Annotated in this window: 18 protein-coding genes and 2 tRNA genes; 16 read left to right on the plus strand and 4 right to left on the minus strand. The window is 42.9% G+C overall.

Features of this window, described 5'->3' with window-relative positions; genetic code table 11:
- Nucleotides 1-43 precede the first annotated feature (43 nt).
- A tRNA-Glu gene (locus tag AB4238_RS07205) sits at nucleotides 44-119 on the plus strand.
- A 36-nt stretch (nucleotides 120-155) separates the two neighbouring features.
- A tRNA-Ala gene (locus AB4238_RS07210) sits at nucleotides 156-232 on the plus strand.
- A gap of 596 nt (nucleotides 233-828) precedes the next feature.
- Here AB4238_RS07210 and AB4238_RS07215 read toward each other — a convergent pair.
- Nucleotides 829-2,658 (minus strand): ABC transporter ATP-binding protein, encoded by a 1,830-nt coding sequence (locus tag AB4238_RS07215; RefSeq protein WP_372032514.1) that lies wholly within the window; start codon nucleotides 2,656-2,658, stop codon nucleotides 829-831.
- A 455-nt stretch (nucleotides 2,659-3,113) separates the two neighbouring features.
- Here AB4238_RS07215 and AB4238_RS07220 point away from each other — a divergent pair, with 455 nt between their 5' ends.
- The 7 genes from AB4238_RS07220 to sstT all read left to right on the plus strand — a co-directional run bounded on the left by AB4238_RS07220 (nucleotide 3,114) and on the right by sstT (nucleotide 11,150).
- Nucleotides 3,114-4,676 carry an Ada metal-binding domain-containing protein gene (locus AB4238_RS07220; RefSeq protein WP_372032515.1) on the plus strand — a complete coding sequence of 521 codons (1,563 nt, stop codon included), beginning with the start codon at nucleotides 3,114-3,116 and terminating at the stop codon, nucleotides 4,674-4,676.
- Complete coding sequence (locus AB4238_RS07225) at nucleotides 4,673-5,212, plus strand: methylated-DNA--[protein]-cysteine S-methyltransferase (protein ID WP_372032516.1); 540 nt, start codon at nucleotides 4,673-4,675, stop codon at nucleotides 5,210-5,212. The genes AB4238_RS07220 and AB4238_RS07225 overlap by 4 nt, the downstream gene beginning before the upstream one ends.
- Nucleotides 5,213-5,341: 129 nt before the next feature.
- The gene (locus tag AB4238_RS07230; RefSeq protein WP_372032518.1) at nucleotides 5,342-6,664 is read left to right on the plus strand and encodes a DEAD/DEAH box helicase; all 1,323 of its coding nucleotides are present in this window, start codon (nucleotides 5,342-5,344) and stop codon (nucleotides 6,662-6,664) included.
- Nucleotides 6,665-6,717: 53 nt separating this feature from the next.
- A complete protein-coding gene (locus AB4238_RS07235) occupies nucleotides 6,718-7,188 on the plus strand; it encodes a dual specificity protein phosphatase family protein (RefSeq protein WP_372032520.1) in 471 nt (156 codons plus the stop codon).
- Nucleotides 7,189-7,215: 27 nt separating this feature from the next.
- Nucleotides 7,216-8,760, plus strand: coding sequence for a phospholipase D family protein (locus AB4238_RS07240; RefSeq protein WP_372032521.1), 1,545 nt, complete (start codon nucleotides 7,216-7,218; stop codon nucleotides 8,758-8,760).
- A gap of 78 nt (nucleotides 8,761-8,838) precedes the next feature.
- Entirely contained in the window at nucleotides 8,839-9,741 is a 903-nt protein-coding gene (locus tag AB4238_RS07245) for a chemotaxis protein (protein WP_372032523.1), read from the plus strand.
- A 188-nt stretch (nucleotides 9,742-9,929) separates the two neighbouring features.
- Nucleotides 9,930-11,150 (plus strand): serine/threonine transporter SstT, encoded by a 1,221-nt coding sequence (sstT, locus tag AB4238_RS07250; RefSeq protein WP_372032524.1) that lies wholly within the window; start codon nucleotides 9,930-9,932, stop codon nucleotides 11,148-11,150.
- Nucleotides 11,151-11,255: 105 nt separating this feature from the next.
- On the opposite strand, the gene AB4238_RS07255 is transcribed toward sstT, so the two are convergent.
- Nucleotides 11,256-12,623 (minus strand): Gfo/Idh/MocA family oxidoreductase, encoded by a 1,368-nt coding sequence (locus tag AB4238_RS07255; protein WP_372032526.1) that lies wholly within the window; start codon nucleotides 12,621-12,623, stop codon nucleotides 11,256-11,258.
- A gap of 308 nt (nucleotides 12,624-12,931) precedes the next feature.
- Between AB4238_RS07255 and AB4238_RS07260 the strand changes: the two genes are divergently transcribed.
- On the plus strand, nucleotides 12,932-13,345 hold the full coding sequence (locus tag AB4238_RS07260; RefSeq protein WP_371995177.1) for a hypothetical protein: 414 nt from the start codon (nucleotides 12,932-12,934) through the stop codon (nucleotides 13,343-13,345).
- 82 nt (nucleotides 13,346-13,427) lie between these two features.
- Here the strand turns inward: AB4238_RS07260 and AB4238_RS07265 are convergent, their stop codons facing one another.
- Nucleotides 13,428-14,081, minus strand: coding sequence for an RluA family pseudouridine synthase (locus tag AB4238_RS07265; protein ID WP_372032528.1), 654 nt, complete (start codon nucleotides 14,079-14,081; stop codon nucleotides 13,428-13,430).
- A 222-nt stretch (nucleotides 14,082-14,303) separates the two neighbouring features.
- Nucleotides 14,304-14,897 carry an ACP phosphodiesterase gene (locus AB4238_RS07270; RefSeq protein ID WP_372032530.1) on the minus strand — a complete coding sequence of 198 codons (594 nt, stop codon included), beginning with the start codon at nucleotides 14,895-14,897 and terminating at the stop codon, nucleotides 14,304-14,306.
- A 154-nt stretch (nucleotides 14,898-15,051) separates the two neighbouring features.
- Between AB4238_RS07270 and AB4238_RS07275 the strand changes: the two genes are divergently transcribed.
- The 6 genes from AB4238_RS07275 (at nucleotide 15,052) to secF (ending at nucleotide 20,899) form a co-directional block, all read left to right on the plus strand.
- Nucleotides 15,052-15,213: a hypothetical protein gene (locus tag AB4238_RS07275; RefSeq protein ID WP_372032531.1), complete on the plus strand. Its 162-nt coding sequence runs from the start codon at nucleotides 15,052-15,054 to the stop codon at nucleotides 15,211-15,213.
- Between the two features lie 140 nt (nucleotides 15,214-15,353).
- Nucleotides 15,354-16,391: a tRNA preQ1(34) S-adenosylmethionine ribosyltransferase-isomerase QueA gene (gene queA, locus AB4238_RS07280; protein ID WP_372032532.1), complete on the plus strand. Its 1,038-nt coding sequence runs from the start codon at nucleotides 15,354-15,356 to the stop codon at nucleotides 16,389-16,391.
- Between the two features lie 183 nt (nucleotides 16,392-16,574).
- Nucleotides 16,575-17,708 (plus strand): tRNA guanosine(34) transglycosylase Tgt, encoded by a 1,134-nt coding sequence (gene tgt / locus AB4238_RS07285; RefSeq protein WP_372032534.1) that lies wholly within the window; start codon nucleotides 16,575-16,577, stop codon nucleotides 17,706-17,708.
- Nucleotides 17,709-17,738: 30 nt separating this feature from the next.
- Nucleotides 17,739-18,071 (plus strand): preprotein translocase subunit YajC, encoded by a 333-nt coding sequence (yajC, locus tag AB4238_RS07290; protein WP_020911830.1) that lies wholly within the window; start codon nucleotides 17,739-17,741, stop codon nucleotides 18,069-18,071.
- Nucleotides 18,072-18,088: 17 nt separating this feature from the next.
- The gene (gene secD, locus AB4238_RS07295) at nucleotides 18,089-19,939 is read left to right on the plus strand and encodes a protein translocase subunit SecD (protein ID WP_372032535.1); all 1,851 of its coding nucleotides are present in this window, start codon (nucleotides 18,089-18,091) and stop codon (nucleotides 19,937-19,939) included.
- 12 nt (nucleotides 19,940-19,951) lie between these two features.
- On the plus strand, nucleotides 19,952-20,899 hold the full coding sequence (gene secF / locus AB4238_RS07300; RefSeq protein WP_372032536.1) for a protein translocase subunit SecF: 948 nt from the start codon (nucleotides 19,952-19,954) through the stop codon (nucleotides 20,897-20,899).
- The last annotated feature ends 195 nt before the right edge of the window (nucleotides 20,900-21,094 follow it).

Below are 21,094 nucleotides of genomic sequence, written 5' to 3' on the forward strand. Positions count from 1 at the left end.
CTTATAGGTCTTCGTTATATTAGAAGTAAAACAATATGTCCGGGTCCCCATCGTCTAGAGGCCTAGGACACCGCCCTTTCACGGCGGTAACAGGGGTTCGAATCCCCTTGGGGATACCATTTTTCTATTTTATGCTAACGATGTTTGCGTAGAATGGGGCTATAGCTCAGCTGGGAGAGCGCCTGCCTTGCACGCAGGAGGTCTGCGGTTCGATCCCGCATAGGCTCCACCATATTTATCAATAATTTGATGAATACTGTAAACCACCGCAAGGTGGTTTTTTTGTATCTATAGTTCACACCCTGACAACGGCATCATCAAACTTTTAATGCAATTGGTATAAGACGTTGATCTACCCAGAATGTTTTCCGAACGAATTCAAAGGGAGTGAATGACATAATGGTTATTTCATTATGAATTGATTCAATGTCGAAGCTGCAAGCCCAAAACACGCCATGCTGGCGAACTTTAGTGGCTCGAATGCTACATTGACTAGCTTAAACTTAGCATCATGATGCTCTTCACACGTTGTACGCAACATGATCTTGCATGTTCCAAACATACTTTAGACACTCCTTCCATTCATGGAGGTCAGATACTGTGAATGTCATAAATGCATGACTATATGGATATAGGAACTAGGTAAGTTTATTAGATCGTGGTTGTATCTATCACTGAGCTGTTAATAATAGTCTCAAGTCTCAAGTCTCAAGTCTCAAGTCTCAAGTCTCAAGTCTCAAGTCTCAAGTTTCAAGTTTCAAGTCAGGATAAAGCAAAGCCACCTTAAAGGTAGCTTTGTTATCGAATATGTTCTTGCGCTAATTCTGATTAATCTACCCCAAGAAAGCCCCCAGTTTGATGAGCCCAAAGCTGGGCATATATGCCACTTGCGTTAATCAACTCTTGGTGAGTTCCTTGTTCAACAATTTTTCCCTCATCGATGACTATGAGCCTATCCATTGCAGCAATGGTGGATAAACGATGTGCAATCGCAATCACTGTTTTACCTTCCATGAGCTGGTATAGACTCTCTTGAATAGCTGCCTCTACCTCAGAATCTAATGCGGATGTCGCCTCGTCGAGTAACAGAATCGGTGCATTTTTAAGAAGAACGCGTGCAATAGCTATTCGTTGCCGCTGACCGCCAGATAATTTAACGCCGCGCTCACCAACTTGGGCATCAAGTCCTATGTTGCCATCGGGATCTGTCAGAGTTTGAATAAACTCGTAAGCTTGTGAGTTCTTAATAGCACTCGTTAATTCCTTTTCTGATGCATCGGGGTTTCCATAGAGGATATTCTCTCTAATAGAGCGGTGGAGTAGGGAGGTATCTTGGGTGACCATACCAATATGCGCGCGTAGTGAATCCTGTGTGACTTGGGTGACGTTTTGTTGGTCAATGAGTATCTTTCCTGATTCAACATCATGAAAGCGCATCAACAAATTTACTAAAGTAGATTTACCCGCGCCAGAGCGGCCAACGAGACCCACCTTTTCGCCAGCTTTAATGTTGAGATTGAGTCCATCTATCACACCGCTATTCTCACCGTAGTGAAAGCTCACATTATCAAAATTGATTTCACCTTTTTCGACCTTAAGATCGGGTGCATTTTCAATATCGGTAATATCGGTGGGTTTCGATAATGTATTCATTCCATCAGCTACAGTGCCGATATTTTCAAATAGAGAGCTTATCTCCCACATTATCCACTGTGACATACCATTAAGGCGCAGAGACAGACTGATAGCAATAGCGATAGCTCCAACAGTAATAGCGCTGTCTCGCCATAACCAAATTGATGTCGCTGCGATACTAAACGCCAGCACGTAGTTAATGATTTGTACGCTTACGTTTATCTTGGTGACGAGGCGCATTTGCCGATAAACAGTATGCAAAAAGGTGGTCATACTGCCTTTAGCATACTCAGCTTCTTTTTGGGTGTGAGAGAACAATTTGACCGTGGCGATATTGGTATAACTGTCTACGATACGTCCCGTCATATTCGATCGCGCATCAGCTTGCTCCGTCGATACCTTTTTAAGTTGTGGCAAAAACCTTACCTGTAAACCTATGTAAATCAGTAACCAAATCAACATAGGTAACATTAGTCTTAAATCAGCTTTTGCAATCATCACTACCATAGAGGTGAAATAGACCAAAATATAAACTAATACATCCAATAGCTTAGTAACTGTTTCTCTGACCGCGAGTGAGGTTTGCATCACTTTTGTTGCAATTCGCCCAGCAAAGTCATTCTGGTAAAAAGATACGCTCTGTTTTAGTAGATAGCGATGAGCCAACCAGCGGATCGACATCGGGTAATTACCGAGTAAGCCCTGATAAACAATCAATGCATGTAATAAAACCAGCAGCGGAATAACGACTAATACTAAAATTGTCATCCCTAGTAGTTTCATGCCCTCTTTTTCGAACAAGGTTTCTGGGTCATTGTTGATCAGCAGATCAACTAAATCACCCATAAAACCAAATAGTGACACCTCTAAAATAGCCAGTAAGGCGGTCAAAATAGACATAATGACCAGTGGTACTTCAAAACCTTTGGTGTAATGTCGGCAAAAGGCATATATCCCTTTTGGTGGTTGTTCAGGTTCTTCTGGAGGTAAGGCGTTTACCCAAGATTCAAATCTTTTAAACATTTAGTATCTCTGTGTTTATGCGTTGCTAAAATGTTGCTCAATAGCGATAGCATACAAGGTATTGAATAAATAGGGGCAAGAAATCAATATTTATACTTGTGCAACCTGAAAATGCAGGGGCCAGAAGGAATTTAATGGACTTTACTCACGGTCAGTTATTGCTCCTGCTAAACTGACATTCGCACCATCAATGGTGCTTGCATTGATTGCCACGAATGGTCGTTCCCTTGGTAAAATCAATAACACTGAGTAAAGTCCATGCTTTTTATATAAGAAGCGGCCATCGCAGAAGGCTTTGTGCAAGCCCACTTCGTTGTTGCACTCATTTAAAAGGGAATAACCATTTCTACATTAATGCGCCTAGAATTGAACAGGCGCAATGCCTCTGAAACGAGCACTTTAAGTAGAACGGGTATATATTCAGTTCCGTTTTCCGCTAGTGATAAAGCGAGTAGGTGGTAATATTCGCACCTGGTAATAACTTCCTCGGAAACAAGATGGTCGACCATGATTGTATAATTGACAGCGATATTTGCCGTAAAGCAAGACTGGCTCGAGATGCCAGGTTCGATGGGCAATTTTTTACGGGTGTACTCACGACGGGCATTTATTGCCGCAGCATTTGTCCTGCAGTGAGCCCAAAGGAGGAAAACGTTCGTTATTTTGATTCGCCAATTAAGGCGGCCAATGCGGGTCTTAGGCCTTGCTTACGTTGTCGTCCTGACAGTGCGCCAGGTTCATATGCATGGAAAGGCACGACAACGACATTAGAAAGGGCGGTAGGGTTCATTGAGGATGGTGCTTTAACAGGCGTAGATGCAATCAGTATCGAGATGCTTGCTGATAAGCTTGGAGTAAGTAGCCGCTATCTTCGAAAACTGTTCAACGACGGTGTTGGAACGTCTATCAAGCAATATGCGTTATATCGGCAGTTAATGCTTGCCAAACAATTACTGCATCAAACAAATTTGACTATAACACAAGTCGGTTTAGCTGCTGGTTTTAACAGTATTCGCCGCTTTAATGAGGCGTTCAAACAAACATTAAAGCTAACGCCTTCAGCTTTTAGAAAACAGGCCATGATGGCCGAACTATCAACCGAACATTCAGAAACGGTGAGTGCTGATATAAACATTGCACAACCGGTTAAATTAACAGTAGAACTATCATACCGTCCACCGTTTGCATGGCATGAGCAACATGATTTTTATCAAGTTAGAGCCGTTGCCGATATGGAATGGTTAAACACGGAAGACCATTATGGACGTAGCTTTAGCCTCAATGGTGTGAGCGGTTACTTCGATGCCAGCCATAGTATGGAACGAAACAGTTTTATCGTCGATATCGTTTTAGAAAATGAGCGAGGCTTGATTGAGCTTGGCGCTATTATTGCGAACATAAAAAGAATACTCGATCTCAATGCCAACATGCAGGCGATAGAACAAGAGTTAACAGGACTTGCACCCTTAAAGACGTTAATGCTCTCAGGCTTAAGATTACCAGGTACTTGGTCGGCCTTTGAAGCTGGCTGCAGGGCTGTACTTGGCCAACAAGTCAGTATTGTGCAAGGTACAAAACTATTAAATCAGTTAGTACTTGCCTACGGCGAACGTCGCACTATCAGTGATAGAGAGGTTATCTTGTTCCCTACGCCTGAAGTTGTAGCGAATGCTAGCCTCGATGAGTTGAAAATGCCTGGTGCACGAAAGCTTGCACTTAATGCCTTAGGTGAATTTGTAAAGCTAAATCCAGATAGCGATCTTAATGACTGGTTATCAATAAAAGGGATTGGCCCATGGACCATCGCTTATGCAAAAATGCGTGGTGAAAGTCACCCTGACATACTGTTATGTGGTGATCTGGTTGTTAAGAAACGAGTATTAGCTCTTTATCAGCAATACCAGCAAGATACAGGCAAAACAGACACATTGGATTACGACGCGCTAACTAAAGAGTTAGCGAAAACCGTTAGTCCGTGGGGAAGTTACTTAACATTTCAATTGTGGAACTTATCATGAAAAAACTCGCACCGTTAGCCAAGCTTAATTTTGAAACAACAGCGGGGGTTATTTCGCTTTGCGCTAATGCATCTGGGATCAGTCATCTTAACTTTGTGCCACAAACCGGAGATGATTGGCAAACAAGAGAGTTTATGCCTGAGCATCCTAAGGCTCATGTTAAAGATCATGAGTCTATATCTCTGGCTGAAAAACACCTTATTCAAGCTAAACATGAGCTGCTCGAATACTTTGCAGGTAAGAGGCAGCAATTTAATGTGCCATTAGCGCCACAGGGAACAGAGTTTCAACAGCAAGTGTGGCACGCTTTGAGCCTGATAGATTATGGTTGTACCTGTAGTTATGCAGATATTGCTGAGCAAATTGGTCGCCCAAAAGCGGTGAGAGCTGTAGGTACTGCTAATGGTGCTAACCCTATAGCCATTATCGTGCCGTGTCATCGAGTGATAGGCAAGAACGGCACATTAACCGGCTATGCCTATGGCTTAGCACTGAAGCAAAAGCTGTTGCAATTAGAGGGGATTTCACTTCTTTAATCAGCAGGTAGCTCGCATCATAGTGAAATTTGCAGGTCTATGAGTGTTATTTAGCATCAAAGGTAAGCTTTTTTAACGATATTAGCGTAGAATATCCGCCTTATTTTTGATTAGGTCACGCCCGTAAATATGACTCAGCCAGATCCAACAACGCCAGCGACTTTAACCTCTGCTGAAAAAACGCCGCAGCTTAAAAACTTTGCGGATTTGGGACTAATCCCTGAATTGTTAGCAACACTTGATGCATTGGATTATCAGTCACCAACAGCAATTCAACAGAGTATGATTCCTGCCGTTATCGCTGGGAGAGATGTACTGGGCGGCGCGATAACTGGATCAGGGAAAACAGCAGCATTTGCACTACCAATTATTCAGCTACTTGCGAAATCAGCTAAGCAGACTCGTCAAAGCAACTGTGTATCTAGCCTAATATTGGTTCCTACGCGGGAACTCGCCCAGCAAGTCGCTGACAGCTTTATGCGTTATGCACAAAACATAAAGCCAAACCTCAAAGTACTGGCTGTTTATGGCGGGGTATCAACCAACAGTCAAATGCAGAGTTTACGTGGCGGTGCCGACATTTTAGTGGCGACACCAGGAAGATTGTTAGACTTGATCTCTAGTAATGCCGTTAAACTAGATAAAGTCAGCAGCCTTGTACTCGATGAAGCAGACCGTATGTTGAGTCTAGGCTTTACCGAAGAGTTAACAGCGCTGCTAGAAAAATTGCCTGCTAACAAACAAACACTGCTTTTCTCGGCGACCTTTCCAGAAGAAGTGTCATTACTTACTCAATCCTTACTCAATAATCCAGTAGAAGTTCAGCTACAGAGTGAGGAGACAAACAACTTAGTTCAGCGTGTTATTACCGTTAACCGCAACCGAAAAACACCACTGTTAGTTGAGTTGATAAAACAAAATGATTGGCAGCAAATTTTGATTTTTGCCAGTGCAAAATATACCTGCAATCGCCTCACTCAAAAGTTAGATAATGCCGGTATAACCGCAGAAATATTCCACAGTGATAAAGGTCAAGGAGCGAGAACTCGAGTACTCGATGGCTTTAAACGTGGTGAAATTCGGGTGCTTATAGCAACCGATATCGCCGCTCGTGGTATTGACATTGAAAAGCTACCAATTGTCATCAACTATGAGTTGCCGCGCAGTCCTGCTGACTATATGCACCGTATTGGTCGAAGTGGCCGAGCGGGTGAAGCGGGTCTAGCGTTATCTCTTATTTCTCATGATGAATATCAACATTTTAAAGTGATCGAGAAAAAGAATAAACTAAGGCTTGAGCGCGAACAACATCCGGGTTTTGAAGCCGATGCCGAAGCACCTGAAGACTGTCCATCACGTATCGAGAAGCCGATGGCAAAACCCGCTGGTACAGGCAAGAAACACCGCAATAAATTACCGAAAGCAAATGCTGACCTTTGGGCAAAGAAATAAGTACCCATTGTAAATTTTACTTCGTATAACGCTAAGATTAATTAGGACAAAGTATGCAACACCTATTTTGGTTAGTAGAAGGACAAATTGCAGGACGCAGTGGCCCCAACAAAGACGCTTGGGATCTATCAGAATTGAAAGCGGAGGGCATTGATGCCATTCTTTCAGTTAATAATGGTGAATCCTGTGAAGATGAGGACTTTTCCTCAGTAGGCATTGAATACCAGTGCATTCCTTTTTCGCGCAATGCGCCGCCTGAAGTGGGAGATCTAGAGTATTGCGTAGAGCAAGTTCCTAAGGCATTGGCTTATATTCGCCAATGTGAAGCACAGAATAAAACGGTTTTAATTCATTGTCGTTCAGGTAAAGATAGAACAGGCTTGATTATGGCTTACTATCTGATGGATAACGGTGCTGCGCCATTGCACGCAGTCAGTCAAATTAGGGCGATACGTGACATAGCATTTAGCGCTGATGGCTGGGATCAATTTGCATTTGATGTGCTTTATGCGTTACAAGAATAGGTATTAGTTAACAACTGAAGTTATTCAATGAAAGCAATCGGATTGCTAACTCCTTCTCCTGCAAAGTTACTCTTGCTATGGGCAGCCATTACATTGTTGGTTGGCTGCCAATCTACTCCTCATTATCCTGAAAAACCAGCAACATTTAAGCTGTCAGTTGATCGCAAATCAGCGCTTTCACAATATGTAACCTCTGATCTTCAGGATCACCCAGATCTTACCGGTGTCGTACCTCTCACCGATGGTGTGGACGCTTTTATAGCAAGGCTAGCTTTAGTCAACGCCGCATCAAGCAGCATTGATCTGCAGTACTATATCTATCGCGCTGACGATACCGGTAGGTTATTGCTATGGCACTTGATGGACGCAGCTGAACGTGGTGTAAGAGTTCGAATTCTGCTCGATGACATGGCGACAAAGGGCGCTGATGACACCTTAGTCTTATTAGCTAAGCATAGAAATATTGATGTGCGCTTATATAACCCATCTTTCGAACGCTCTTTTAGAAACATTGCCTTTTTAAGCAGCTTCTCTCGGCTAAACCATCGGATGCACAATAAGTCACTTACCGTTGATAATACGATTACCGTTGTTGGTGGGCGCAACATAGGTAACGAGTATTTCTCCAATCACTCCGATGTTGATTTCGGAGACTTTGACTTAATGGCGATAGGGGAGTCTGTTGATGAGGTGTCAGATCAATTTGACCTTTATTGGAATGCCCCGCTGACTGTAGATATCAACGCGCTTACCAAGCATGAAGTGAGTAAACAAGATTTAGCACAAGCAATGACAGTGGTTGATAATGCTAAAGCTGAGTACCGCAACAATCCGTACATTAAGCGGTTACTAGACAGTGATTTGATCCAAAAAATGCAAAGCCACTCTCTGCCATGGTTTTGGGGGCAGGCTAAACTTATCTATGATCAACCTGACAAACAAAACCATCAACTTGAATCAGACAGTATGTTGGCTGATTTAGGTGCATTTTTGTCTCAAGCTAAAAGTGAGGTCATGATTGTATCGCCCTATTTTGTTCCTACTAGAGAGGGAACGAGCAACCTTATCGATGTGGTTAAAAGTGGTGTTAAGGTGACAGTAATAACGAATAGCCTCGCTGCAACAGATGTACTTGCTGTACATGCTGGTTATCGAACCTACCGGAAAAGACTTGTAGAAGCTGGAGTACGTATATTTGAAGTCAAAGCGAACCTCAATATTAAAAAGACTAGCAGTTGGACTGGGAGTTCTAAGAGTAGCTTACATGCGAAAACATTTATTATTGACCGCTCTTCGATCTTCGTAGGGTCATTTAACTTTGACCCTCGCTCAGCTTGGTTAAATACAGAAATGGGGCTGATTATTCACAATGAAAAATTAGCAGGTGGAGTGGTTGAGGGGATTGAAACTAGCTTAGCGGCAGATACCTACCGATTATCACTTGAAGGTGATGCGCTTATTTGGCATGACGATCAAAAAGGGCGCGAGATCTATAGCGAGCCTGATGCAGGTCTTTGGCGCAAATTCTTAGTTGACTGTATCGCATTATTGCCGATTGAATCACAGCTTTAATTGTGAGTTTGATGGGATTAAGGTAAAGTTTGTTTGCGCGAATTTGGATGACTTAAGTAACTAAGAGATAACAATATAATGAAAAGTAAGGCAACGCAGTCCCAAGGATTATTATTGTTTCAATTGTCATATACTCAACTCTTTGCGCTGGGGACATTAAAAGTCAGGGAGTTGGTTCCCTATAGTCCGCTAAGTGTCATTCCTCAATCTCATCCCACTATATTAGGGGCGGCAACCATCCGCGGCACCACTATACCCGTTGTTGATATGGCTGCAGCAATCGGTTATCGGCCAATGTCGGATGAAGAGCTAAAAGACAGTTATATTATTATTACTGATTGTCAGCGAATGGTGATTGGTTTTCTGGTGCGTTCAATTGACAAAATCATCGAATGTAATTGGCGTGATATTGAGTCACCGCCAAATAACTTAGGTAAAAATGCATTCTTAACCGGTGTTACGCGTATCGATGACAAATTAGTTCAGCTGTTGGATGTTGAGCTGCTACTTTCAAAAGTATTTCCAGCAAGCCCAGAAACAACTCGGGCAATTTTGACCGATGTTCAGCGGGAACAGCTTAAGCCGCTACAAATATTACTGGTAGACGACTCCATGGTTGCCCGTAAACAACTGTCGGATGCGTTAGATAGCATCAACATCCCTTATCAGGTGACCGCTGATGGTCAGCACGCTCTTGCAATTATGGAGCAGGCTGAAAAAAATGGTCATGCTATTGATATCTTAGTCAGTGATATCGAAATGCCCGGACTTGACGGCTATGAATTAGCGTTTGAAGTTAAGAATAACCCCGCTATCGCAGATGCCTATATCATCTTACATACTTCGTTATCGAGTGAGATAAGTGTTAGCCAAGCTCATCAAGTAGGCGCTAATGAAGCGCTAACAAAGTTCGATGCCCATGAGCTTATTGAAGCGATGCTACGTGGCGCGAGTAAAGTAAAAGCCATCGCTAATATTTAGTAGCTTGTTAGTAATATGCTACCTCAGAGTAATAACCAGCTCTAATTGTCTAGCAAAGGTAGACAACTATGGTCACATCCGATACAAACACTGTTGAAGGAAGATTAATTTTATTTAAGGCTTACTGCTTAACCGCTAGCCCTTAAATCAAATTAATAAAAACTAAAATTATAAAGACAGGTTAAGTAATGAATCAAAAAACATCACTGTTTGCCAAAATGGCAAGTGGCAGTCTCGTATTACAAATTCTCGTTGGTATTATCGCTGGTGTTGTATTAGCGACAGTTTCAAAAACGGGTGCAGAAAACGTCGCATTTCTTGGTGAGCTATTTGTTGGAGCATTGAAAGCCATTGCGCCAATATTGGTTTTTATCTTAGTTGCCGCTTCTATTGCGAACCAAAAAAAGAATGCCAAAACTAATATGCGCCCAATTGTGCTGTTGTATCTGTTTGGTACTTTTTGCGCAGCATTAACCGCAGTGCTCATGAGTTTTGCATTTCCAACTACGCTGGTTCTAGTGACGGGGGCTCAAGGTGCCACGCCGCCAGAAGGCATTGCTGAAGTCCTTAACACGCTAATGTTTAAAGTTGTTGATAACCCTGTTAATGCGTTAATGACTGGCAACTACATCGGCATCTTAGCTTGGGGTGTGGGTTTAGGTATTGCCCTGCATCATGCGAGTGATTCAACAAAGCAGGTTTTTGCTGATGTGAGCCATGGTATCTCTCAAATGGTACGCTTTATTATTCGTTTAGCGCCTATTGGTATTTTCGGTCTGGTATCAGCTACTTTTGCTGCTACAGGCTTTGCGGCAATTGCTGGTTATGCTCAATTGCTAGCTGTGCTTCTCGGTGCAATGGCAATCATAGCGCTTGTAGTTAACCCTGCTATTGTTTACTACAAGATCCGTCGTAATCCATATCCGTTAGTTTTTACTTGCTTGCGTGAAAGTGGCGTTACTGCCTTCTTTACTCGCTCAAGTGCGGCTAACATTCCTGTTAATATGGCGTTGTGCGAAAAACTCAAGTTGCACGAAGATACTTACTCAGTTTCTATTCCACTAGGTGCCACCATTAATATGGGGGGAGCTGCAATCACCATTACAGTTTTAACCTTGGCTGCGGTAAATACTTTGGGTGTACAGGTTGATATTTTGACCGCTATTTTACTGAGTGTTGTGGCTGCGGTATCTGCTTGTGGAGCCTCAGGTGTGGCAGGTGGTTCTTTGCTGCTTATCCCTCTGGCATGTAGCTTGTTCGGTATATCAAATGATGTGGCAATGCAGGTTGTAGCGGTAGGCTTTATTATTGGTGTGATCCAAGATTCAGCTGAAACAGGCTTAAACAGTTCTACAGATGTTATCTTTACCGCCGCAGCATGCGAAGCTGCTGAACGTAAAGAGAGCTAATCAGCAATTTCATGCAATAGCTAATAAAGTCTATTGGCTATGGTTAAAAGCCCCACAACAGTGTTGTGGGGCTTTTTTATTAACGAGACGACAAGTAGCGCAGAGCTAAGCGCCAATAATTCCTAGAGGCTTACCGGTTTTCCAAGCGCCGCGAGTGAAGTCTGGGAAATTGACTGAATTACTGCGGTTATTCACCGACTCTTCGCTCAGTATGTTAACTACCGACCATGCTGCACCGTCATAGACATCTTGATCTAAGGCTTCACCATTGCGCAGACAATAGACCATGCGCCATAACATCAAAAAGTCCATGCCACCGTGGCCACCATTTCTCTCAGCCTCTTGTCCCATTCGTTGCCAAAGAGGGTGGTCATATTTGTCATACCACTTGCTCATATCCATATCCCACTTATGGAAGTCCCCGTTACCTCCTTTTTCAATTGCAATTCTATTAGGGAAGCCAGCAAATACACCATTCGTGCCTTGGATCAGATTATGGCGACTGTAAGGTCTTGGCGTTGTGGTGTCGTGCTGCACCATAATTGTACGGCCGTTAACGGTCTTAATAAGGCTGGTATTGATATCACCATTGATATAGTTGAGCTGATTGCGTTCATGATCTTTAGGGAATTCACGTTGTGCATACAAAGCCCGGCCTAGTGCTGGAGAACTCATTGAGGTGAGGTAATCAAAACGGTCACCGCGATTGATATTCATATATTGCGAAACGGGCCCTAAACCATGAGTTGGGTATAGATTACCATTACGTTTAGTGTGCCAGTAGGTACGCCATGAGCCTGTTTTTTGATTGAGTTCCTTCATCTGCCAGCGAAGCTCGTGAATATATGCCGCTTCTCCATGCAGTAGTTCACCAAAGACGCCTTGGCGAACCATATTGAGTACCATTAACTCATCACGACCATAATTGACATTTTCCATCATCATGCAATTTTTTTGAGTTTTTTCCGCGGTATTAACTATTTGCCAACACTCCTCGACGGTGAGCGCTAGTGGAACTTCAACAAAAGCATGCTTACCACTTTCCATGGTATCGATAGCCATTGGAGCATGCCACTCCCATGGGGTTGAGATGATCACGATATCAATGTCTTTGCGGCTGAGTAATTCAAGATAGGACTTTTCGCTACTACTATAGCGCGCAGGAGTCTTAAGCCCTTGTTCAGCTACAAATGCAATCGAACTGTCGAGTACTGCTGTATCGGTATCACATATCGCGACAATTTCGACACCCTCTAAATGGCAAAAGTGCTTCACATGACCTGAGCCACGTTGGCCAACACCAATAAACCCGACTCTAACCGTTTCCATTTTTGGGGCTATCAAACCCATTACACTTTTCCCCTGGGTTGGAGGAGGTGGCACAGTATTTGAGCCTGCAGCAAAAGAGGGAGTGGCAAGGCTTGCTGCGGCGATACCGGCAGTTTTTAGAAAGTGTCTGCGATTGAGTTTCATTGTCAGTCCTATTAAGTAGCGCAAGCGTGATGCACGCCATATTGTTTTTTATTTTTATAAGCAAATAAAGTTATATCAAACTTCCCGATAAATAGGCTAAAAAACTAGTTACGGTTTGTTGCACTTGCGTTTTTATTCAAATTTACTAAAGTAATGCATATAAAGTGACTTGAATCGCGTTTTTATTTTTATTGTGCGATACAATTTAAGTTACAAGGTGATCGCTTTAGCGATAAAATCACCAGTTTTAACAATTGATATACATAATAAAACAATGATTGGTTAACTGTTTCGGGGTAGATAATTCGATGGCTGTTGTACGCGATAAGGCAAAAGAAGTTATTCAAATTGAGAACCGCACCAAGCTCAAGGAGATGGAGATGTCAGTAGTTGAAAAGCGTAAGCGTTTATTTTCGAAAGTTGACGCTGTTGAAAACCGAGAAATCGTCGGTCGCTGGGTCGATGAGAGGCCGTTACTAGGTGATAAAATTACAGTTTATAAGCAGGCAGAGACCTATTATTTAGAGACTTGGTATAACGATGGTTGCCACAGTTTAGATGAAATGACCTCTGAGCATACAGATGATGGCGTAAAGCTAGAGGACAAAGGTGGCAATATTTTTGGCGAATATTTTATGCTCACAGCCAGTAATGACCTTATGTTTTGCAATTCCAGCTTATGCTATTACACCGCAGTTAAACATGACGTTGAAGCCGCTTAGACTTTTAAGTTTTTAGTGAATCAATGAGAAGGGGCTAAACGTCCCTTTTTTGTACCCGTTTAATACTATTTAGCCTATCGAGTTAAAAAGAGCAATGACTCGAAAAATGCATCTGTTTGCCACTGTATGGATGGGTAAAGCTTAAAGATTGGGCATGGAGCTTTAATCTAGGTGCTGCATCTATAATGTGTTGTTCTGCATAAAAGTCATCACCTAAAATCGGATTGCCGATCGCTAGCATATGCACTCGTAGCTGATGAGTTCGGCCTGTAACGGGCTTAAGTGCTACTAACGTGCTGTTAGCTCTAACTTCTAGTGTTTTGAAATGAGTAATTGCCGCCTTACCTGTCGCTGAAACTTGCTGCTTTGGTGGATTGGTTTTATCGGCCGCAATAGACAATTCAATCATTCCTTGTGCATCTTTGAGATGGCCACTGACTTCAGTGATATAGGTTTTTTGTGTTTTTCGATCTTGAAACTGAGTTTTCAGGTTGGACTCTGCCTTTTTATTTCGAGCAAATACCATAATCCCTGACGTTGAACAGTCTAGTCGATGCACTAAAATAGCATCTTTGAATCGTTGCTGGATCCGAGTCAATGCACAATCATGGGTATAATCTGCTATGCCTGGATTAGACAGTAAACCTGAAGGCTTATTAATGATGATGATGTCCCTGTCGACATAACGAACATCTAACCAAGGAATAGTAGGCGGCTGATAGGTGAATATTTGCATGGGTTCTCCTGTTACGCCGCGATTTTAGCAAAATAATGGTCTAAGACAAGCCGTTATTGCTTTAATGGTTCATATGCAATCGATTTGAGTGATTATCTTGGAAGGAAAACGATTAACGTAGAGTTTCGAGTATTGTCCGAGGAGCCAAGCTATGGTGCAGCGCCTTTTAACAAGTCATATCATATAAGGCACTGCTACAGACAGTCTTTTCATTGCTTAAGATTAACGGTACTCGGCTGGTGTGTTACGTGTCCACAGACGACTATATGCCATCAATTGTGGGTAAAAAGTTCGGAAAGCTGTTTCGATTTCTATATCCAAGTTTTTTACCGTCTCTTGTGCACCGTTAAATATTTCAGGTTTTGAAACACGCTTAGCGACAGAAGCTAGGGTCTGATTAAGACCTTTACGGCTTTGATAGGCGACTAGCCAGTTTTCTTTCCTTATTTTAGGCGCGATGGAAACGAGTCCTTCTGGTAGCTCCTGACATTCATCGATTGCATCATAAGCTTTGGCAGCGAACGCTTCGAGGCTTAAATGATGATATTCATCCCAATATTTTGCCAACATATGGTCAAAACAGAGATCAATAATAATTGGCGCTGCTCGAGTGAGTGATTTTGGGAATTTGTGTAACAACTCTTTAGTGAGTTCATGAGAGTCGGTCAGTTGATCTATTTGCCTATGTAACCAGATCCCTTGTTGTAAGTGTTTTGGAAAATGCTCGATACTGCCTTTGGCGAAATCGCCAGCAATGTTCGCTGCTAATGATGTCTGGCTGACGTCAGCTAAATGTAGGTGGGCAAGAAAGTTCATATTTTATACTTGGTGATATGAGTACTTTCACGGTAACATGCAGTGCGATGCGAAGGAAATTCTTTATTACAAATTTTAATTTTAAGAATTGCTTCATGGACGTGCATCGCTTTATGACAATTTAACTATCCAACTAACGGTTTGAGGATCAAGGATGATGTGGAACTGGTTATCAAAAAAGCTTACTCGTACAGAGCAGCCGCAGCGCAGAAAAGTAGACATAGATATTCCCTTTGAGCAGCATAGCTATCGTATTGAAGATTTTGACGTAGATTCTGATACTGCAGACGAAGAGATAAAGCAGGATAAAGAGTAATATAGCTAGCAAATTACCAATAAAAAGCGTTAGCACCTCTATATTAGAATGATTATGCGGAATAAATGTACTTCAATTGTTGATCTTCATTCTCTCTAGTCATAGACTGGCCGCCGATTTAGAGACAGTAGAGACTTTCCATGCGTGTTGCAGATTTTTCTTTTGAACTTCCCGATGAGCTTATTGCGCGTTATCCGACGGCAGAGCGCACAGCTTCAAGGCTTTTATCGTTAGATGGTAACAGCGGCGCATTAGCCGATTTGCAATTTACCGCCATTCTTGAACAAGTGCAGCCTGGTGATTTAATGGTATTTAATAATACCCGAGTCATTCCTGCGCGCTTATTTGGCAAAAAACAATCAGGTGGTAAGTTAGAAATACTCGTTGAGCGGATGCTCGATGACAAACGTATCTTGGCCCATGTCCGTTGCTCTAAGTCGCCTAAAGTCGATAATATTATTTGTCTTGATAATGGTTACGAGATGAAGATGTGCGCCCGTCATGACGCTTTATTCGAACTAGAGTTACAATCAGATAAAACTATTTTAGAAGTATTGGAAGAAGTAGGGCACATGCCATTGCCGCCTTATATTGATAGGCCCGATGAGGATGCAGATAAAGAACGCTATCAGACGGTCTACAACCAAACTCCTGGTGCCGTCGCCGCGCCAACAGCGGGCTTACATTTTGATGATGCAATGCTAGCAGCATTAAAAGACAAAGGCGTAAACACAACCTTTGTTACCTTGCACGTCGGTGCTGGTACTTTTCAGCCCGTACGAGTTGATGAGATCCTTGATCATAAAATGCACTCGGAGTGGGCTGAAGTTTCGCAAGATGTCGTTGACCTTATTGCGTCGACTAAAGCAAACGGTCATCGAGTGATAGCTGTAGGGACAACATCAGTGCGTTCACTAGAAAGTGCCGCGAGAGCATCAGCAGCTGAGTTAGAAGCATTTAATGGTGATACTGATATTTTTATCTACCCTGGCTATCAGTTCCAAGTTGTCGATGCAATGGTGACAAATTTTCATTTGCCAGAGTCGACATTAATAATGTTGCTTAGTGCATTTGCTGGCTTCGATGAGGTAAAAAACGCCTATCAGCATGCGATTGCTCAAAAATACCGCTTCTTTAGCTATGGCGACGCCATGTTTGTGACTAAAAAAGCGAACTAATCTTTAAATATGCTTTAAAATACCCACCCAAATAGATGAGGTGGGTATTTTTTTATCCTCATTTTGGTACTTATTTTATTGATAAGGGTTGATACTCAACCTGCAGCCCTTATCTCTAGTGTTAATCTACAGCTCATTTGATGAGTTAACTCAGGTCAGACTGTTTCTCTGGCGAGGTGAATAATGAAATTTGAATTAGATACAACCCAAGGTCGCGCTCGTCGTGGTCGTTTAGTATTTGAACGTGGAACCGTTGAAACTCCAGCCTTTATGCCAGTAGGTACCTACGGTACAGTTAAAGGGATGACACCTGAAGAAGTGCGTGAAACAGGTGCTGATATACTACTCGGTAACACCTTTCATCTGTGGTTACGCCCAGGTGAAGAGATCATGCGTAAGCACGGCGATCTGCATGACTTTATGAATTGGCAGCGTCCAATTTTGACTGATTCGGGTGGGTTCCAAGTGTTTAGTTTGGGGGATATCCGTAAGATCACCGAAGAAGGTGTGCATTTTCGTTCACCAATTAATGGCGAGAAAGTATTCTTAGATCCTGAGAAGTCAATGCAGATCCAGGATTCTTTGGGTAGTGATGTTGTCATGATTTTTGATGAATGTACGCCTTATCCTGCGACAGAAGATGAAGCGCGTAAATCGATGCAGATGTCACTGCGTTGGGCACAGCGTTCAAGAGATGAATTCGACAAACTTGAAAATCCGAACTCATTGTTCGGCATTATTCAAGGTGGTGTTTATGAAGACCTGCGTGACGAAAGCCTAGATGGCCTAGTTAACATAGGTTTTGATGGATACGCAGTTGGTGGGCTAGCTGTTGGAGAACCAAAGGAAGACATGCACCGTATTCTTGAGCATGTATGCCCTAAGATCCCAACGGATAAACCACGTTACTTGATGGGGGTCGGTAAACCTGAAGACTTAGTTGAAGGCGTGCGACGCGGCGTAGATATGTTTGACTGTGTTATGCCAACACGTAATGCTCGAAATGGTCACTTGTTTACTAGTGAAGGTGTTATCAAGATCCGTAATGCACGGCATCGCGATGATACTTCACCACTCGATGATAAGTGTGATTGTTATACCTGTAAAAACTATTCACGGGCATATCTTTACCACTTAGATCGTTGTAATGAGATTCTAGGCGCTCGATTAAACACCATTCATAACCTTCGTTACTATCAAAGATTGATGGAAGGTTTGCGTGGTGCGATTGAGACAGGTACATTAGACGACTTTGTTACAGAGTTCTATACCAGCCAAGGTCGGGAAGTACCTGAAGTTCCTGAATTAACCGATTAATTTTCACTCAGACAATAAGAAGAGACAACTATGTTTATTTCAAATGCATATGCAGCAGATGCACCTGTAGGCGGCGCTGGCGGCACTATGGAACTTATTTTCATGTTGGTCATTTTTGGCCTTATCTTTTACTTTATGATTTTCCGCCCGCAGTCTAAGCGTGTAAAAGAGCATAAGAACCTAATGAGCTCGTTGAGCAAAGGTGATGAAGTACTAACCAGTGGTGGTATTTTAGGTAAGATTGCTAAGATCAGTGATGAAAACGACTACGTTTTGTTGGCGATTAACGAAACTAGCGAAATCACCATTAAAAAGGATTACATTGCGGCGGTATTGCCTAAAGGCTCTATTAAGTCACTTTAAGCCAAGAGGGCTATGGCGTGTTAAATAAATACCCAATGTGGAAAAACCTAATGGTGGTGATTATCATCGCCATAGGTGGATTCTATGCGATACCAAACCTATTCGGTGAGGACCATGCTGTGCAGGTGGTTGCAACCCGAGGAGCTGAGGTGACAGCGTCGACCCAGTCGGCAGTAAATGATGTATTAGTAAGCAAAGGTATTGCTGTTAAGCGATCTGAGCTTGAAAATGGTCAATTATTAGTTCGTGTTGGCAATGGTGAAGAGCAGTTGCTTGCTAAAGAAGCTATTGCTGATGCTCTTGGTGATAAGTTTACGGTAGCGCTAAACCTTGCACCTGCAACACCAGAGTGGCTAGAAGCCATGGGCGGTTCGCCTATGAAGCTAGGTCTTGATTTACGTGGCGGCGTTCACTTCTTGATGGAAGTCGACATGGGTGAAGCCGTGCGTAAAATGACCGAAGCTAAAGTCGCTGATTTCAGAACTGATTTACGCGCTGAGAGAATTCGCTATGCGGGTATTCGTAACGGCGCCAGAGGCATCGAAATCAAGTTCCGTGATGCAGAAACGTTAGCGAATGCCGAGCGTTTCTTAAAATCACGTAGCGCTGACATGGTCTTTACCGATCGCTCTTCTGGTAGTGATTATTTTCTGGTTGCTAATCCGAGTGATGTTTATTTAAAGCAGATCAAAGAAGAAGCACTGCAGCAAAATATTACCACTTTACGTAATCGTGTTAATGAACTTGGTGTTGCCGAGCCTGTAGTACAGCGTCAAGGCGCTGAGCGTATTATTGTAGAACTTCCTGGTGTTCAAGACACAGCTCGTGCAAAAGAAATTTTGAGTGCGACTGCGTCAATTGAATTCCATATGGTTGATCAAAATGCTGATGCTCAAGCCGCAGCAAGTGGTCGTGTTCCTGCTGGTTCTGAAGTTTATCAGCGCCGTGAAGGTGGTCCGGTCGTGCTTAAAAAGGCTGTGATGCTAACGGGCGATCACATCCAAGGTGCACAACCTAGCTACGATGAGTACAGCCGTCCACAAGTGTCTATTAACTTAGACTCTAAAGGTGGTTCAATCTTTTCCAATGTGACTAAAGACAACATAGGTAACCCTATGGCGACTTTATTCATTGAGTATAAAGATACTGGTGAGAAGAACGCTGATGGCAGCGTTAAAATGAAGAAGATTGAAGAAGTAATTTCAGTTGCCACGATTCAAGCTCGTCTTGGTCGTAACTTCGTCATCACTGGTCTTGGTCATGCTGAATCACAAAACCTTGCGTTGCTACTGCGTGCTGGTGCCTTGATTGCGCCAGTATATATTGTTGAAGAGCGTACTATTGGTCCAAGCCTAGGTGCTGAAAATATCGAAAACGGTATGCAAGCAATGATATGGGGAATGGCAGTCGTGCTTCTCTTCATGTTGGTTTACTACCGTGGTTTTGGTCTTATCGCTAACCTTGCATTAACAGCTAACCTAGTGATGGTTGTGGGTGTTATGTCGATGATCCCAGGCGCTGTTTTAACCCTGCCAGGTATCGCAGGTATGGTGCTGACTGTTGGTATGGCGGTTGATGGTAACGTGCTTATTTACGAACGTATTCGTGAAGAGTTACGTAATGGCCGCAGCGTCCAGCAAGCTATTCATGAAGGTTATGGTAATGCGTTTTCAACCATTGCCGATGCCAACATTACTACCTTTATGACTGCACTAATATTATTTGCGGTTGGTACGGGTGCTGTTAAAGGCTTTGCGGTTACCTTAATGATCGGTATCGCCACGTCGATGTTTACCTCTATTGTTGGAACTCGTTCTATTGTGAACGCGATCTGGGGTGGTAAGCGCGTGAAGAAACTGTCTATCTAAGGGGAAGTTGAAATGTTTCAGATTTTAAATATCAAAGGCTCTATCAACTTCCTGCGCCATGCTGTACCTATTAGTATCCTTTCTGCGATATTAGTGCTGGGCTCGCTTGGGTCTTTAGCAACCAAAGGTATTAATTGGGGCTTGGACTTCACCGGTGGTACGGTTGTTGAGCTTGAGTTTTCTAACCCAGCTAATTTAATGGCTATCCGTGAAGGACTTTCTACGGAAGAAACGGACGGTGCCGTGGTGCAGAACTTCGGTTCAAGCCGCGACATACTTATCCGACTACCAGTTAAGGAAGGCGTAAAAAGTGACACTCAAGTTGCTCATGTGATGGAAGGCGTAACTCAACTCGACCCAGCTGTTATTCAAAAGCGCGTTGAGTTTGTTGGTCCTCAAGTCGGTAAAGAACTTGCAGAGCAAGGTGGTTTAGCAGTTCTAGTGGCGTTGATATGTATTCTTATATATGTCTCTTTCCGCTTCGAATGGCGCCTAGCATTAGGTTCTGTAGCGGCGCTGGCTCATGACGTTATCATTACGCTTGGGGTATTTTCAATATTCCAACTAGAGTTTGACTTGACTGTATTAGCTGGTTTGTTAACCGTTGTCGGTTACTCACTCAACGATACCATTGTTGTGTTTGACCGTATTCGTGAAAACTTCCTCAAGTTACGTAAAGGTAGCCCAGAAGACGTCGTCAATACCTCAATCACTCAGACGATGAGTCGAACGATTATTACTACAGGTACCACGCTTGTCGTTGTTGTAGCCTTGTTCCTGAAGGGGGGCACTATGATCCATGGCTTTGCGACTGCTCTGCTTATGGGTATTTTCGTGGGTACGTTCTCATCAATCTATGTCGCAAGTTTCTTAGCGATTAAACTTGGGATCAATCGTGAACACATGATGCCAGTAGAGATTGAAAAAGAGGGCGCAGATCAAGATACTTTGATGCCATAAAGTACTGTTATTAGTGCTAAAGGCCACCTTATATAGGTGGCCTTTTTGTTTTTTGTGCTGGATGTTTATCCTTTATGAGTTGATATTGCTTGGTAATCTAGCCGATTGTGGTGATTTGTATTAAAGCTCAAAACAGCGCTCGACAGTGATATTGTTTTAGCAGTAGCATGGAAGGCTATTTTATGACGGTCTAAA

Source organism: Shewanella sp. 10N.286.45.A1, from assembly GCF_041470405.1.
GTDB lineage: Bacteria > Pseudomonadota > Gammaproteobacteria > Enterobacterales > Shewanellaceae > Shewanella.